At 35.5% G+C, this 15,994-nt stretch carries 16 protein-coding genes; 12 read left to right on the forward strand and 4 right to left on the reverse strand.

Features of this window, described 5'->3' with window-relative positions:
- Positions 1-475 precede the first annotated feature (475 nt).
- The 8 genes from AC4IFO_RS05630 to AC4IFO_RS05665 all read left to right on the forward strand — a co-directional run bounded on the left by AC4IFO_RS05630 (position 476) and on the right by AC4IFO_RS05665 (position 8,624).
- Complete coding sequence (locus AC4IFO_RS05630) at positions 476-895, forward strand: hypothetical protein (protein ID WP_490732523.1); 420 nt, start codon at positions 476-478, stop codon at positions 893-895.
- A gap of 51 nt (positions 896-946) precedes the next feature.
- Positions 947-1,069 (forward strand): hypothetical protein, encoded by a 123-nt coding sequence (locus AC4IFO_RS05635; RefSeq protein WP_490732525.1) that lies wholly within the window; start codon positions 947-949, stop codon positions 1,067-1,069.
- A 177-nt stretch (positions 1,070-1,246) separates the two neighbouring features.
- Entirely contained in the window at positions 1,247-1,456 is a 210-nt protein-coding gene (locus tag AC4IFO_RS05640; protein WP_490732527.1) for a hypothetical protein, read from the forward strand.
- A gap of 518 nt (positions 1,457-1,974) precedes the next feature.
- Positions 1,975-2,205, forward strand: coding sequence for a putative hemolysin (locus AC4IFO_RS05645; protein WP_490732529.1), 231 nt, complete (start codon positions 1,975-1,977; stop codon positions 2,203-2,205).
- A 1,571-nt stretch (positions 2,206-3,776) separates the two neighbouring features.
- Entirely contained in the window at positions 3,777-4,352 is a 576-nt protein-coding gene (locus tag AC4IFO_RS05650; RefSeq protein ID WP_490732531.1) for a fimbrial protein, read from the forward strand.
- A gap of 97 nt (positions 4,353-4,449) precedes the next feature.
- Positions 4,450-5,151, forward strand: coding sequence for a fimbrial biogenesis chaperone (locus tag AC4IFO_RS05655; RefSeq protein ID WP_490732533.1), 702 nt, complete (start codon positions 4,450-4,452; stop codon positions 5,149-5,151).
- 9 nt (positions 5,152-5,160) lie between these two features.
- Complete coding sequence (locus AC4IFO_RS05660) at positions 5,161-7,641, forward strand: fimbria/pilus outer membrane usher protein (RefSeq protein ID WP_490732535.1); 2,481 nt, start codon at positions 5,161-5,163, stop codon at positions 7,639-7,641.
- The gene (locus AC4IFO_RS05665; protein ID WP_490732537.1) at positions 7,632-8,624 is read left to right on the forward strand and encodes a fimbrial protein; all 993 of its coding nucleotides are present in this window, start codon (positions 7,632-7,634) and stop codon (positions 8,622-8,624) included. The genes AC4IFO_RS05660 and AC4IFO_RS05665 overlap by 10 nt, the downstream gene beginning before the upstream one ends.
- 207 nt (positions 8,625-8,831) lie before the next feature.
- On the opposite strand, the gene AC4IFO_RS05670 is transcribed toward AC4IFO_RS05665, so the two are convergent.
- Both AC4IFO_RS05670 and AC4IFO_RS05675 read right to left on the reverse strand, forming a co-directional pair.
- Positions 8,832-9,143, reverse strand: a complete 312-nt coding sequence (locus tag AC4IFO_RS05670; protein WP_490732539.1) for a helix-turn-helix domain-containing protein — start codon at positions 9,141-9,143, stop codon at positions 8,832-8,834.
- A gap of 505 nt (positions 9,144-9,648) precedes the next feature.
- Complete coding sequence (locus tag AC4IFO_RS05675; protein ID WP_490732541.1) at positions 9,649-10,248, reverse strand: DJ-1/PfpI family protein; 600 nt, start codon at positions 10,246-10,248, stop codon at positions 9,649-9,651.
- 175 nt (positions 10,249-10,423) lie between these two features.
- On the opposite strand from AC4IFO_RS05675, the gene grxB reads away from it, so the two are divergent.
- Positions 10,424-11,062, forward strand: coding sequence for a glutaredoxin 2 (gene grxB / locus AC4IFO_RS05680; RefSeq protein WP_490732543.1), 639 nt, complete (start codon positions 10,424-10,426; stop codon positions 11,060-11,062).
- Positions 11,063-11,143: 81 nt separating this feature from the next.
- Here the strand turns inward: grxB and AC4IFO_RS05685 are convergent, their stop codons facing one another.
- Complete coding sequence (locus AC4IFO_RS05685) at positions 11,144-11,584, reverse strand: META domain-containing protein (RefSeq protein WP_490732545.1); 441 nt, start codon at positions 11,582-11,584, stop codon at positions 11,144-11,146.
- A 12-nt stretch (positions 11,585-11,596) separates the two neighbouring features.
- Positions 11,597-12,595: a 2-hydroxyacid dehydrogenase gene (locus tag AC4IFO_RS05690; RefSeq protein ID WP_490732547.1), complete on the reverse strand. Its 999-nt coding sequence runs from the start codon at positions 12,593-12,595 to the stop codon at positions 11,597-11,599.
- A gap of 232 nt (positions 12,596-12,827) precedes the next feature.
- Between AC4IFO_RS05690 and AC4IFO_RS05695 the strand changes: the two genes are divergently transcribed.
- Genes AC4IFO_RS05695 through AC4IFO_RS05705 form a run of 3 tightly spaced genes read left to right on the forward strand, consistent with a single transcriptional unit; the run spans position 12,828 to position 15,978 of the window.
- Positions 12,828-15,428 carry a YdbH family protein gene (locus AC4IFO_RS05695; protein WP_490732549.1) on the forward strand — a complete coding sequence of 867 codons (2,601 nt, stop codon included), beginning with the start codon at positions 12,828-12,830 and terminating at the stop codon, positions 15,426-15,428.
- Entirely contained in the window at positions 15,425-15,652 is a 228-nt protein-coding gene (locus AC4IFO_RS05700; protein WP_219248296.1) for a YnbE family lipoprotein, read from the forward strand. Before AC4IFO_RS05695 ends, AC4IFO_RS05700 begins: the two co-directional genes overlap by 4 nt.
- Positions 15,649-15,978: a YdbL family probable chaperone protein gene (locus AC4IFO_RS05705; protein ID WP_490732551.1), complete on the forward strand. Its 330-nt coding sequence runs from the start codon at positions 15,649-15,651 to the stop codon at positions 15,976-15,978. Before AC4IFO_RS05700 ends, AC4IFO_RS05705 begins: the two co-directional genes overlap by 4 nt.
- Positions 15,979-15,994 lie beyond the last annotated feature (16 nt).

Genomic DNA, 15,994 nt, shown 5'->3' on the forward strand with positions numbered 1-15,994 from the left:
AAATAAGCTAACAAAGTTTTACATGTTTTACAATATTGTTTCATTAAAGTTTGATTGATTATTTTTTAATGCGTAGATATACGTAATAAAATTGTTATTAACCAATAATTTTGTTAAGTTGCATCCTTATTTGGGTAGATATGTCATATTAGAATGAAAATTTTACTGGTAGTTATTTGTTTTACTCTTATTTCAGGGTGTTCTTCAGCACCAACTTATGAACCAAATAAGCCCACATGGCCTAAATCGCATAAGGACTCGCGTACTTCGACGCAAAAAAGAATAGATAGAGAAGCTGTTCATGAGCAGCAGCGAGCTATTATGCGTGGAGAAAGACCTGATTATGGTGTTTTTGATCGTTATTAAATCATTTTTTTTAAACGTTTAAAAATTGAATAGTTTTATCGCTGTGAGTTGCTCTCTTATCATATTAGAGGTAAATTTTAGTCATGTTTTCAGCAAGTGGTTTTTTATTGTGATTGCAATTTTTTTTCGTATACTCTGCTTTTTAATTCTAGTCCTTTTTGCATTTGTTCTGGGTGTTTCATTTAATCTTAATCCTCAACTTGATGTGACTGCTCAAGCTAAGTTGATGGTGACAAATTTTATGTATCAACCTAAAGCAACAGAATTTAGAAATGTAAAACTTTATGCTGCAGCCCCAAACTCCCCACATAATATTGTCGGTAATGTTTGTGGTGAAGTGTTTACGTTCAAAGATGAAGCTCCTTACCATTATGAAAAATTTATTATCCAAGTTGCAAAAGATCATAATGGGAAAAATATCTTATCGTTTCCTTTATTCGATTTTGAAGGTGAAATGATACCCAAAGAGGATTTTCAGAAAATCTGGCAGCAACGCTGCGTTAATGAAATTTCAATAGTTGAACTATAAGGCTCGATATAAAAGGTTGTGGCTTTATTTTTTATATGTATAGGTACTCAAATGGAAGCATCTTTACCTGCTCTTGATTTAATTACATTATTAGATATCTTATTTTCATCATCACACTCCCCACTTTTAGAGAAATTAAGCTACCACGCATTAATGATTAATTATGCTTTCTAACTATTTCCTCGTGTTATGGCTTTGCAAACAAATAATATTACGAATCGAATTTAATATAATTGTTAGTTTATTGTAATTTTATTGTTAGAAAAGAATAAAAGAAAAGGAAAGCAATTTTGCTTTTATTAAGATTGTTAGTTAACATATCCTAAATTAAGGTAATCTAAGGGGAACAGAATGAAAACGTTTGGTGTCGTTTTAACGATTATTGGGCTCATTACTGCTTTTCTATCCTATAATATGGATGTAAGTATTCCCATCGTCTATGGTGAGAATGTAAAAGATGCAGGTCTTGCATTTGATAGGCAAAATTACATCATAGGCAGCTTTGTTGTTGCTTGCTTAGGGGTTTTAATTGTTCTTTTTGATAATCGTAAGAAGAAATAATTTGGTTCAGTAATTACTCATGATTTAGATACTTGTCGCGCTGAGTAGGCTAATTATAGGAGTATTGGCAAGTAATTCTAGAGAACGTTGAAAAAAATAGCCCATCGTGAAATGGGCTGAACTTACATGATTTGTTATTCGCGTTCATCATAACCAATAAAATAATGACATTCTGTAAAAAAGTGGTTCAAATTCACTGTGTTTTGTTATATTTCTTTTTTGTAAAATCAATACATTCAAAATATCAAATTTATATACAATAAAAACAGTTGGTTAGATTTGTTCTGTTGTATTCCCTTTGTTTCTTCTTTGTAACACCTCGAAAAAATAATTTTCAACCAATTAAATAAGATTGCAACGCAGCTATAGGATTTTATCCAGATAAAATGGTGAAAAGTATATGATGAGGGTTTGTTATATCCTCATTATGATGTTAGGCCGGAATCTGACCACGATAATATTGCTCAGGCTATCTGGTTGGAATAAAATAAACCAACTTAACCTAAATAAGGGTGTATATGAAAAATCTTCTGGTATTTTCAGCCTTGGTTTTAATTGTGGGGTGTAGCGCAAAAGAAACCACTGAAACGAAGCCTATTGGAATGGCTAATCCAGCTTCGGTTTACTGTGAGAAATTAGGCGGAACATCTAAAATTACTGACACTGCACAAGGGCAAGTAGGTATTTGCACATTACCTTCAGGTGAGAAAGTAGAAGAGTGGGCCTTATACCGTAGAGATCAGCAATAAATTTTCTAGCCTTTCTCCTAAAGCAAAAGCCTTTTTTGGTTTTTGGTTTTTGCTTTGTCTTAGCTAAAAATAAATCATTTTGTACTCACCTTTTTCTGTTATTGACCGATAACAGTAGTACCGCTATCTATTTACTAGTTTTGATAAAACTGAGTATAAACTTTTGTGGGGGCATTAAGAGTTTCTATGGCGATATTTTTATCGTTTCATATTGCTTTTGATATCCCGGTTGATCGAACTATCATAAATTATTGATGTAAAATATTTTTATGGAGTGTTGTCTCATTATGTTCAAAAAAGAATACTAAAATATAGTTAGCTATTTTATGTTATTGAATAGAGGTAAAAACGGGTCTTATTGTACGAATTGAACATGCATAAGAACGTTATGATGATATTAAGAGTACGGACTTGCTTGTTTTATAGTCTTTTTTTGATGTGTTTAATGTGGTAGATCACACTCTTACACACTATATGCGTAAATTAGGAATATTCCTAATGCTAAAAATGAGGGGTAATATCTTATTTTTTGATACTGTTCGTTTTAAGAAATCATGATGATTTTCATATGGTTATAAAACATGAAAATTGATATAAAACAGTTTGTTTTTTATGCTAACTGATTGGCTTTTTTATCTTATATCAAAAACAATGATAATTTTTTTTTACATTGCTTCTATTACTGATACTCTTATTTAGGTAATTTGCTCGTTTGTGTGATTGAATGAATAAAGCATTTTATTGCGATTTTATTATGGTTTTCTCAATTATTTTGTTTTCAATATTCACTTATATTTTCTTATTTGCAATAAATCAGATTTAAATCACCCCATAACTTATAAATCCCTCCCACTTTCCTGTATAAAGCCAATTATTAATATAAACAACCCTGAATACTCGTTATGTGTGTTTTGTCGGGGGTAAGCATAATAATTCGCTATTATCATTTCTTTAATTGCAGGTAAGTCACTTACTTTTGGTTGAAAAACACATAAATATTTCTTATATGTATTAGTGTATTCACTACTGGAAATATGAAGTGTTTGGTTGTTATTTTGCGACTAAAAGTATCTAAATGTAAGTCAAATGTCTTTTTTGTTCATTAAAACCAAAAAAACACATTTTATAAAAAACCATGCAAATCAAAATAAATTATGTAATTCACTATAAAATTATAATAAATCACTTTTATATCTAAAAATTGAACTTTTTACGTGTAAATCAGCGAAAATAACACATCAGATAACTCAATCAATAGATCATTTTCAATAGGTATCGCCTATCAAATATTTTGATATGCGATGATAAAAACGATTTAATAAAATTTAAGTTATTATGTATCCTCTCTGCGAAATCATATAGAGCATATGATTATGAATTCTAAGTAGGACTAATTAAGAAATATATTTATTTGCATTATTGCAGAAGGTTTCGGAATGAAACATAAGCCTGAGTATTCGTATATTCATTATACGATAGGATTTTTGTTTTCATTTTTTACCACTAAATAAAACAAAAACTTAATGAGTTCTGTAAGCGTAAAAATAAAAATCTCATATTAGGAAATGAAAATGAAGAAAGTACTACTGACTGCTATCGCAACAACAATCATCGGCTTATCAACTGCTAATGCAGCTGACACAAAGGTTGGCGGTGGCCAAGTGACTTTTAACGGTAAAGTTACGGATGTTTCTTGTAATGTTTCTATCGATGGTCAAGGTAGCGATGCAAACGTCTATTTAGCACCTGTTTCATTAGAAGAAGTTAAAACAGGAGGTGCTGGTAAATTACTGAAACCAAAATCTTTCGTTATCGATGTAACTAACTGTTCAGCGGCCAATGCAAAAGATGACAAAATTGGTGTGGTATGGACTGGCGGTAACTTATTAAGTGGTAGCGAAAAATTAGGTTATTTAGCTAACACAAATTCTACTGGTGCACAAAACATCCAGTTTATCTTATCTGCAGATGATACGAAAAAATTTATCGTTCCTAATGGCGAGAATCAACAAAAATCTGAATTAGTTACTGCAATCACTAATGGTTCACGTTTCGAATACTATGTTGGTTATATTACTAGCAAACCTGCTGATGTCACTGCGGGTGAAGTAAAAAGCTACGCAACATACCAAATCACTTACAACTAATTATTGATATATTTTAGTTAAATATGCGTTTGATATTTAAATAATATTCTTATTGTAAGCGGTAGAATCAGTACCGCTTTTATCTTTTGAGGAAAAAATGAAAGCAACTCTATTTTTATTCTGCTTCATTTTCAGTATGAGTTCGTTTGCAAATAATATCATCGTGAATGGCACGCGATTTATTTATCCTGGGAATGAAAAAGAAATTACCGTGCAATTAACGAATACAGCTGATCGACCTGCGGTAGCACAAGCTTGGCTTGATACTGGTGATGCCTCAGAAACACCAGATACGATTAAAACACCCTTTCAAATTACGCCACCTATCTCGCGCATTGAAGCTAAGGGTGGACAAAATATTCGAATTAAATTAATGGATAAAGGCAGTATTCCTCAAGATAGAGAAAGCCTATGGTGGCTTAATATTCTAGATATTCCGCCAATGGTTAAAGGGAAAAATGGAGAGGTCCAAAATGTTTTGCAACTCGCAATTCGTTCAAGATTTAAGTTCTTTTATCGTCCAACGGGTTTGAGTAGCCGAGAACTTGCCGCAGAGGAACTGATTGTTAAGTCAAATGGAAAAAATATCATCATTGAAAATCCATCCCCCTATTTTATTACTGTTACAAAAGTATCAGTGAATGGCGATGTGGCGCTAAATGATAAAACTATTTTATTAGAACCAAAGAGCCAGTCTATTGTGATGCTAAAACAGGCAGTTAAAGCAGGCAATAATATCGTTATTAATAACATAAATGATTATGGTTCAGATATTGCGGTAAAGACTACTGTTAAATAGGAACTCGAAATGAAACAGCGAGAGTTAAAAATTAAAATTAGTAATACACTCTCTGTAACGTGTCTTCTTGCTTGCTGCATGGGGGGGATATCTTCAGCCTCAGCAAAAGAGGATGCTGATTATGAATTCAATACTGGCTTTATTATTGGTAGCAAGGATGATGTTAATTTACAACGTTTTAATAGCTATGGAATTAGCCCAGGCGCCTATTCAGTAGATGTTTACACCAATAATAATTGGAAAGGGCGTTATGAGCTTGACTTTAAAGAACGCGAAGGTGGTCAACTAGGTGTTTGTTATACCGCGAAAATGTTGTCAGAATTTGGCGTCGATACTGAAAAGCTAAATCCTCAAATGAAGAAAGATAATGATGATTGTTTACCGCTAGATCAATGGAACAGCGATAAAGATATTTCGGATACTTTTTTATCTTCTACATTGCGATTAAATATTTCTGTTCCACAAATTTATGAGCAAAAACAATCAAGAGGTTACGTTTCACCTCAATTTTGGGAAACAGGTATTCCTGCGCTCAATTTTGGTTATGTGGCAAACTACTATGATAGCCACACCAGTGGCGCGCAAGGGCAAAATCAATCGACTGCTTTTTTGGGTGTAAATGCAGGGTTTAGTTATGACGGCTGGCTAATTAAACATACAGGAAACTTGAGTTGGCAACGCGCTAACGGGACTGATTGGACTAGCAATCAGACTTATTTGCAAAGACCTATTGCGACATTAAAGTCGAAAGCAACTGCTGGGCAATTTTATACAGATGGTGACCTATTTGATAGCATTAGCTTGCGTGGGGCTAAGATTGCGACCGATGATAATATGTATCCTGATGGGATGACAACCTATGCACCAGAAATTCGAGGTATTGCTCAAAGCAATGCCCTTGTGACCATTAAGCAAAATGATAACGTTATATATCAAACAACGGTGTCACCAGGTCCTTTTATACTCAATGATGTTTATCCATCAGGGTATGGTAACGATCTGAATGTCACTGTAAAAGAAGCGGATGGCAGTGAAACTAATTTTAGTGTGCCGTACACTTCACTTGCACAATTATTACGGCCTGGTTTTAGTCGATATCAAATTGCAGGCGGTAAGGCTGATTCGGAAGGTTTAAAAAACCGCCCATTCATCGTGCAAGGAACAATACAGCATGGTTTGAATAATATGTTTTCATTATATGGTGGAGTTACCGCGTTTGATGACTATCAAGCTTATTTGATTGGTTCTGGTGTGAATACGGGGATTGGTGCTTTAGCTGCTGATATTACTCAGTCACGTACTGCATTAAAAAATGAAACTAAAAATGGGCAAAGCTATCGAATAACATTTAGCCGGTTGTTTATGCAAACGGATACAAACTTAGTTTTAGCGGCTTATCGGTATTCAACAAAGGATTATTACAGTGTCAGTAATGGCCTTTATGCCCTAGATAATGATAAACGCGGTCTAGAACAGTATTTAGGTCGTGAAAAAAATGGTTTTAGTTACACGATTAATCAAAACCTACCTGAAGGCTATGGTGGTATTTATTTTACTGGGCGAGTTTCAAGTTACTGGGATAAGTCAGGCACTGAAAAACAATATCAATTAAATTATAACAATAATTATGAACGCCTGTCTTATGGCCTCTCTTTTGTCAGAGTTTATAAAGAAAATAATAATCAGAAAGATGACAGAATTAGCTTAAATCTGAATATCCCATTCTATTTTGGGGAAAGCCAAAGCACGACAATTTCTGCGTTCACTAACTTTAATAATGAGAAGTTTGGTTCAGGTCAGGTCGGAGCAAGTGGTACAGTTGATAAAGATAATAATTGGACTTATGGGGTTAATACTTCTGTAGCCAATGGAGGAGAGCATAATTTTGGCTTAAACACGGGGTACCGCACTCCTGCTGTAAATACGAACTTTAATTACAGCCAGGGTCAAGGATACCGCCAATACGGTTTAGGAGCGAATGGTTCAGTAGTCGTTCATTCTGGAGGGGTAACATTGACGCCGAACAGCTCTGCGACAATTGCATTGGTTGAAGCAAAAGGTGCTAAAGGGGCTTCTATTGTTGGTGCACAAGGAACCTCAGTTGATGGAAATGGTTACGCAGTTGCCCCTTATGTTCGCCCATATCGTATTAATAGTGTTGAAATTGACCCTAAAGGTAGTCCAGAAGATATTGTGTTTGAAAACACATCAATGCAAGTTGTTCCTTATGATGGAAGTGTAGTTAAAGTCATTTTTGGCACTAAAGTTGAGAAGAATGCGGTATACAACGTCGTCAGAGCTGACAACAAACCGTTGCCATTTGGGGCTAATGTGACCAATCAACAAGGTGATTCCATCGGTGTTGTTGGGCAAGGTGGTACAGTCTTTATCAGCAATGTCGAAACAAATATCGGCATTATTAAGTGGGATAAAGGTGAATGTAGATTTGTAATAGACGCTGGGGAAAGTAAGGAAAAATTATGTCAATAACAAAATACTGGCGTTGGTATATTGGAGTTGGGGTGCTTTTAACTTCAAGTATTGTTTCAGCAAAATGCACTCGTTTAAGTAATTATGTCTATGAGCTTGATATGGATATGGGGAGGGTGGTTGTAAGCCCAGACCTGAAAGTTGGTGATGTCATTAAAGAAGAAACTTGGACATTAAACTCTGGCGGTGGTCGTATTGCATATTGCGAGAAAGATACCAAAATCGAAGCTGAAATCGCAATGAATGGGTTAAAGCTTTGGCGTGATAATATTTATCAAACAAACGTCGAAGGTATAGGTATGAAGTTTCATCGAGGTGGTGAAATATCAATGACTTACCCACATACATTTGTGACACCAAGGAACAATAATTACTCGTTTGCAAGTTCTAAATTTACTTTAACACTAGTTAAAACAGCACCGATAACAGGATCAGGTACAGTCGCAAGTGGAATTTATACGACGTATGGAGATAGGCGAGCCCCCCCTGCTTTTTTGAGAACATATTTAAGTGCTAATGCAATTACGGTTGTTTCACCATCATGCCAAATAACCAGTGGTGTTAATCAAAATGTTAATCTTGATCCAATTAAAAGAACGCAATTAACAGGGCGTGATACTTGGGCGAATGAAACTCCTTTTTCAATTCGTTTAAGGTGTAATGGTGGAGTTAGTCTTTCAGGACAAGCGAATGTTAATTTAGTATTTTCAGGATCTAAAGCTACAACGACACAAGTTAATGGTGTTCTCGCGAATGAAAGCCCAAAAAATGCAGCGAAAGGAATAGGAATTCAAGTTGTTAATCGTAATGATAGAAGTCCTATTAATTTTAATGGCAAAACTAAATATATTGTTGCTAAGCTCACCAATAATAAAGATAAAGATATAGAGTTAAATTATTTGGCTCGTTATTTTCAACATGATGAAGTAACGACGCCCGGTGAAGTGTATGCAAAGATGCGCTTTGATATTACCTATGACTAATAAACATAAAACTGGATAGGGAAATTAGATATTTAAGTGATATTAACTCAAGAGTGAATATTGGTTTTTATCGTTGAACGTCATTTTTATAATTTTATGTCCTGATAATCTCCTGATTTATATTTTAACAGTTGAAAAATAACATAGACTTTAATGCCTATGTTATTTTTTTTGATTTATACAAAAGAGTTCGATGACAGGATTTTATTAAGAATACTCTTTAGATGAGATGATAATACTTTCAGCAGCATATACTAGCTCTTTATTTATTTCACGATCTAGTTCATTTTTTTTGATTTTTGATGAACTTACACAATCTTGAAAAAACCATTCGATAGGGCAATTTAGTGCTTCAGCAATATCAACTAAATGATTAAGAGGTATTTTATTAATTCCATTTTCATAACGTGATATTTGCTGTTGGCTTAAGTGTAGTTTATCAGCTAAATTCGCACCTGAAAGACCTAACTCTTTTCTCCGGTTTTTTATTTTAAGACCAATAATTGTATGAATGTCCATATGACATCCTCGATTTTTTGTGAAGGGTTATTATTTGATTTTTAGTCAACTATTACGAGAGTAGTATATTAAAAAATAAAGCGGTTTAAAAGTTTTAATGTGCATAATTATGATGAAAACCTCTATTTATAATAAAATAACTAATATCATTATTTTTTGTGTGGGATAAGGATTGGAATTAAAACTGAATTTTTAATTTTTATTGTTAATATAATCAATAAAAATAATCATATCAATGATATCAAGTCATTATATTTATAATTAAAAATGAATGTTTCAATATGAAATCATTTTTAATTAGTTAATTAAAATCAATGTATTATGATGTTTTTTAAATGCATTAAATTACCTTTTATTAAAATAGGTTAATGCATGGATAATTCATTGTTAATAAAATGATCATTAGTGTCTGGTTTAGATAATTAAAGATTGATTATATTGATTAGTAAATAGCATAATTTAATAAATGTTAGCCAAGGCAGAATATTAAAACCTAAAAAACATCTTATATGATGTTTTTTGCAAAGGGATCATTACTAGGATTTTGATTCCATAAATATTCCATCCTTAAGGCAATGTTTTTAGCTATTTCGATACCATAAAAGTCGCTGACGATCTGCAAAGACATATCAATACCAGCACTAATGCCTGATGATGTATAAAACTTACCATCATGCACCCAGCGTGCTGACGGTTGCCATAAAACTGATTGATTTAAGGAGGTAACCCAGTCATATGCCAGTTTATTCGTCGTTGCTTGAACCCCATTTAATAACGCAGTCTTTGCCAATAAAGCAGCCCCAGTACAGACCGAAATAGCTGTATCCGCAAATTCAAACTGGGCTTTTACCCATTGGATATAATTCGCATCCATCGAAAGAGGGCGGGTTCCTTGGCCTCCAGGGATTAAAATATGTTGGTAGACAGGAACGGGCACCGCACGAGTATTGAGGGTAACGCCTTGAGAGCTGGTCATCGCCCCGCCATTAGGTGAAATAAAATCTATCTGACAGTGCTCTAATCGGCCAAAGACTTCAACAGGCCCCATTACATCAAGTGTTTCAAACTGATCAAACAGAATAATAGCAATATTAGTTATGGGCATGGCGATTAAATTCTCATTTCAAAAATGATTATTTTGCCATAATCTTATCTTTTCGATTGGGATTTTGTGCACTAATACGAATATGCCTCAGACAAAAATCAATCACAAAATATGCGGATTAACATATACTATTATTAGGTTCTACGAGCGCTTATCACTATCTGTGAGGTGAAAAATGAAACTGTATATTTATGACCACTGCCCATTTTGTGTTAGAGCAAGAATGATTTTTGGATTAAAAAACATTGCAGTAGAAAACATTGTTCTGTTGGATAATGACTATGAAACACCCATTAGAATGATTGGTAAGAAAATGCTACCCATTTTGGAAAAGGAAGATGGTAGCTATTTACCCGAAAGCTTAGATATCGTGCATTACATTGATCAAAAAAGCGAAATAAAATACGCAGCAGGTGCTTTATCATCACAAATTGAAACGTGGTCTAAAGCCGTCTCTAGTGTCGTTTATAAATTAGTGACACCTCGTTTTGTCGAAACTGATTTTCCTGAAATAAGCACAAATGAAGCAAGAGCGGCATATATTGAGAGAACATCGAAATCCTATGGCGACCTTGCTGAGTTTCGAAAAGAAACGCATACATTACTGGTCGAGCTTGCTCCTCAACTGTCATTACTAGATGTCTGGCTAGAAAACCGTAAAGAGGTTATTGATATAAATGATTTTTATATATTTCCTACGCTACGTAGCCTGAGTATTGTTGCTGGTTTAGCGTTTAGTAGCAATATTCATAATTATATGGATAAAATGTCGGATATAACGAAAGTTGGCTTGTTGTTTGATAAGGCAAAGTAGAATCGAACGAATGCTTGCCGATAAAACCGTACACATTTTAAACCACATTAATGTGTACGGTTTTGCATTGAGAATATTAAGTTAATTGACGTAATCGCGAAGGGAATACACTAACTTGTAATGCCCTTGAATTAAAACCAGTTGGTTGTTTTTTAAATTAATTGTTGCGCCCTCTGTAAGCATGCGCTTTAACATCGTATCCCATTTAGATAAATCCTCATCAACACATTCAAGCTCAGTCTTACTTAAGTTTTTAACGGTAATTTTGGCGTTATTTATATTGCCTAACCCATTAAAATCGTTGCACATTGAGGCAGAAACAAACATTTTTTCGCCAAACGAGATATATGGCACAGTTTGTTTATTTTTTATTGCTTTCCCATCAACCTCTGTTAAAACAAAACGATGGTGGATTAGGGCATTTTCAACATTGCGGTCATCATTTTTTGCATCAACTTGGTGTGTTTGGCACGCGGCTAATAATAACCCCAAAATTGTCAGTGGAATTAAACGCTTCATCATTCTAACGTCCAATTATGCATTAACAGTGTTAGGGCAGGCTTCACCACGACTTACTTGAGCAATATTATTGAGAGTTGTTTGGCTAATACTGGTTAGCGCCTCTTCAGTTAAAAATGCTTGATGGCCAGTAAATAAAACATTATGGCAAGAGGAGAGACGGCGGAAAACATCATCTTGAATAACATCATTAGACTTATCTTCAAAAAATAAATCTCGCTCGTTTTCATAAACATCCATACCGAGAGAACCTATTTTCTGGGATTTCAATGCATTGATTGCAGCAACAGAGTCAACTAATGCTCCCCGGCTGGTATTGATGATCATGACGCCTTTTTTCATTTTATTAAAAGCGCCTTCATCAAGTAAATGATGATTTTCAGGTGTAAGAGGGCAATGGAGTGAGATAACATCAGATTGTTTATATAATGTATCTAAGTCGACATACTCTGCACCTAAGTCTAAAACCGCTTGATTAGGGTAAGGGTCATGAGCAAGTAAGCGCATTCCAAAACCTTTTAATATGCGCAAAGTGGCTTGCCCAATTTTGCCTGTTCCAATGATCCCAGCGGTACGATTATGCATGTTAAAACCCGTTAAGCCTTCAAGTGAGAAGTTTGCATCTCGGGTACGTTGGTAAGCTCTGTGGATCCTACGGTTGAGACATAACATCATTCCAACAGCATGTTCAGCAACGGCTTCTGGTGAGTATGCAGGAACTCGAACAACCTGGATGCCTAATTCTTTTGCCGCTTCAAGATCAACATTATTAAACCCAGCACAACGTAAGGCTAAAATGTGAATATTTAATGCCGCAAGTTCTTCTAAAACTGCACGATTCGCTTCATCATTAACAAAGATACAAACAGCGTCTGCGCCAACAGCATTTTTTGCGGTCTGAACGGTTAATGGAAAGTCAAAGTATTCAATACTAAAATTAAATTCTGAACCTTGATTAACTTGCTCCATATGCTTACGGTCATACTGTTTGGTACTATAAGAAACAATTTTCATCGCGGAGACTCCAATTTTTAGGAACCAATAAAAAGAGTAGGTAAAATAGTGTACCTACAAAAGATAAACCCAGAATAAGACAATTAAGTTTGTAAATCACCTAGAAATTAAGAAAATAGGTATCTGTTCACATCTAATTATGGTTTATGCTTTTTAGGCAACGGGTTAATGGGTAAATTGAATTAAAATTGAACAATAATGGTATGAAGCTAATCAAACAAGGGCGCAGTTAATGCAGGTATTTAAAAGAGCAGGCAAAGTATTACTCTGGTTTATTGGAGGAAGTGCTGTTCTGTTAGCTGTATTATGGATAACGATTGCTCGCTGGCTACCTGTCGTCGCTTCTCATTATCTACCAAAACCACTCCAGTTATCATTCTCAGACCCTCGAATTAGTGACGGGCAATTGCATATTTCACTGCTCAGTTTAACTGCAAAAAATTGCAAACTTGTTGAATTAAGTGATGCACGTCTTTCCTTTTTCCCGCTTCATTTGAACGTTGATAATGCAAATATCTCTACCGAATGTGTGAGCGCACTTGAAACTGAGCAAGATAATTCAAGTGAACCACTGAATATTGCTGAGCTGATAGATAATATCCCGCTATTTTCGTTGGTGATAAATAATATAAATATTCAGCCGTGGAATGACTATCAGGGAAGTATTTGGTTACGCCGTACAGATCAAAATACGCCTCTACAGTTTGAGTTTAGAGGCGATAACCTAAGGTTATCCTCGTTAATTACTAAAGATAAACAGCTGGTAATCAGTGAATTTTCTGCATTCTTACCAGAACAACAGCAAACAATAACATTAACGGGTGATGTTCAATTACCACTGATTGCAAGCGAGTTACCACAAAAAGGGGCGTTGGCAGCAAACTTCAAATTATTCAACCCCGAGAAGTATCTAGAAGCAAAATTAGCGTGGCAGGGTGACAAAGGTGCATTAATTGTCACCGACACAGGTACGCAAAAAACGTTACTTAATCTTCCATGGGCATTATCTGCATCAATGTTTACCGTTTCACAAGGACAGTGGCAATGGGATGAGGCGGGGATCCCAGTCGAAGGTGGTATCAGCTTTCAAATTGAAAATTGGAATCAACCCTTAGGGGATATGGCCTTTTCTGGCCGCTTGAATATGCTAACCCAAGCGAAGAAAGGTAAAGGAAATATCGTTTTAACATTACCAGAAACGCATCTCGATTTATTAAATACAGATGTCAATTTTAGGCTAAACGGGCAAGTTAAATATGACGATATGGTACTTGATATTAATTTGCCAGCAAAAATTTCAGGGCAATTAATATCGCCTAAAGTTTCTTTTTTATCTGGCTCATTATTGAGAGCTTATGGACGAGCATCGCCAACAATGGTGTTAAAAGAAATCAGGTTACCTTTAGCGGGAACGTCATTAAGCGAAGAGGGAATATCCGGCAGGTTGCAAGCAATATTAAAAGTGCAAGAGCAATACTGGGGGGACTTTGATATCCACCTTGATGGTAAAGCCAATAAATTTACCCTTGATAATGGCAAATGGTTCTGGAATTACTGGGGGAGCGCTAAATTACCATCATTAGCTGCACGTTGGGATATTAAGGGCAATGGTAGTTGGCAAGACACATTAATTACCTTAAATAACCTGACAACAGGCTTCGACCAAATTAAATATGGTTTGTTATCGATGAGTGCCCCTCGTTTAAAACTCACAAAACCATTGCAGTGGCAAAGAGATAGGACAAAAGCTAGTTTTAATGGTGCATTGCAATTAACCAGTAATCGAATGCAATTTGGTACCGAAAGTTATTTGCCTAAAATAACAGTTAACATGGATATTAAAGGAAAGTCGCCAGCTGAATTTCAATTAAAAGGCGATTTAAGCACAAAAGACGTGGGCCCCATCGTTGTTTTTGGGCGTTGGGATGGAGAGAGACTTCGGGGGGAAGCCCGTTGGCCTGAGCAGTCTGTGACAGCTTTTCAAACGTTGATACCTGCTGATCTTGGGCTCGAGCTAAGGCAAGGTAAATTATTCTCGCAGGCAGCATTTTCAATGACCCCAGAAGATGGGTTTATCGCTGGTGGGCATTGGCGTGTTGAAAACACCAGTCTTTGGCTAAAGGATGGTGAGTTATCGGGTTTGGATTTTGTATTGCCGTGGCGTTTAAAGCAAAGTACCTGGACTTTTGGCGAAAAAACGCCCGTTGAATTGCGGGTAAAAAAGCTCAACAATTTGTTTGAATTAACAGATATTCGCGCTGATTTAGAGGGGACATATCCTCCAACAGATTCGACCCCACTAAACTTATCAAATGTCGGGTTTAAAATGTTGGGTGGCGATGTTTCAATGGACTTATTGCGTTGGCCACAAAACGATGCATCAACTATTAGGTTACATCAAATTGAACTAAGTCAGTTATTTACCATACTAAAAGTATCGCAATTCGCCGTTTCAGGCAAAGTAAATGGTGAGTTGCCATTTTATTTAAATAATCCTGAGTGGATAGTAAGGCAGGGTTGGTTGGAAAATAGCGGGCCTCTGACATTGAGATTAGATACCCAATTTGTGGAATCTATACAGAAAGATAATATTTCAGCCGGTTCAGCCATTGGTTGGTTACAGTACTTAGAAATAAAGCGTAGCCGTACTGATGTGAATATCACCAATTTAGGGCAGCTGACCATGAAAACGATTTTGGAAGGGTTCAATGCCCAAGAAAAGAAAAAGCGCGAAGTGCATTTAAACTATCAACATGAAGAAAATATCTTTCAGTTGTGGCGTAGTTTACGATTCGGTAGTTCTTTAGAAGAATGGCTAGAAAAGAATCTATGAAGGTTCTAAGGAATAACGTGGGTACATTAAAAGCAAGTGCAGTGATTATCATGGCCTTTTTATTAGTGGCGTGTTTACGGGTGGAAGTCGCTACTCCTGATAAGCCAATTAATATTAATATGAATGTGAAAATAGAGCATGAAATACAAATAAAAGCCGATAGGCAAGTTGAAGAGTTGCTTAAAGAGAATAGTGATTTATTCGGGGAGGTCAGCGATAAATGAACCGAATAATAAAAGTATTAACGTTATGCTCATTATTAAGTGTGTTTTCTGCATTTGCACTTACGGTGGATGAAGCAAAAGAAAAGGGCATGGTGGGTGAAACGTTATCAGGCTATTTAGCAGTGGTAAAAGCGAATAATGCGGAAGCCGTTAAATTAGCAGAACAAATTAATCGCGAACGTGAAAAGAAATACAGCGAAATTGCGTCTAAAAATAACCTTAAAACGAATGACGTTGCTCGAATTGCAGGGCAAAAATTAGTTGAGAGGGCGAGCGAAGGGGAATATGTTCGAGGTATTAATGGCCAATGGCTTAAGAAAAAATAAAAATGCGCACTAGGAA

This window comes from Providencia sp. UF-224, from assembly GCF_058245955.1.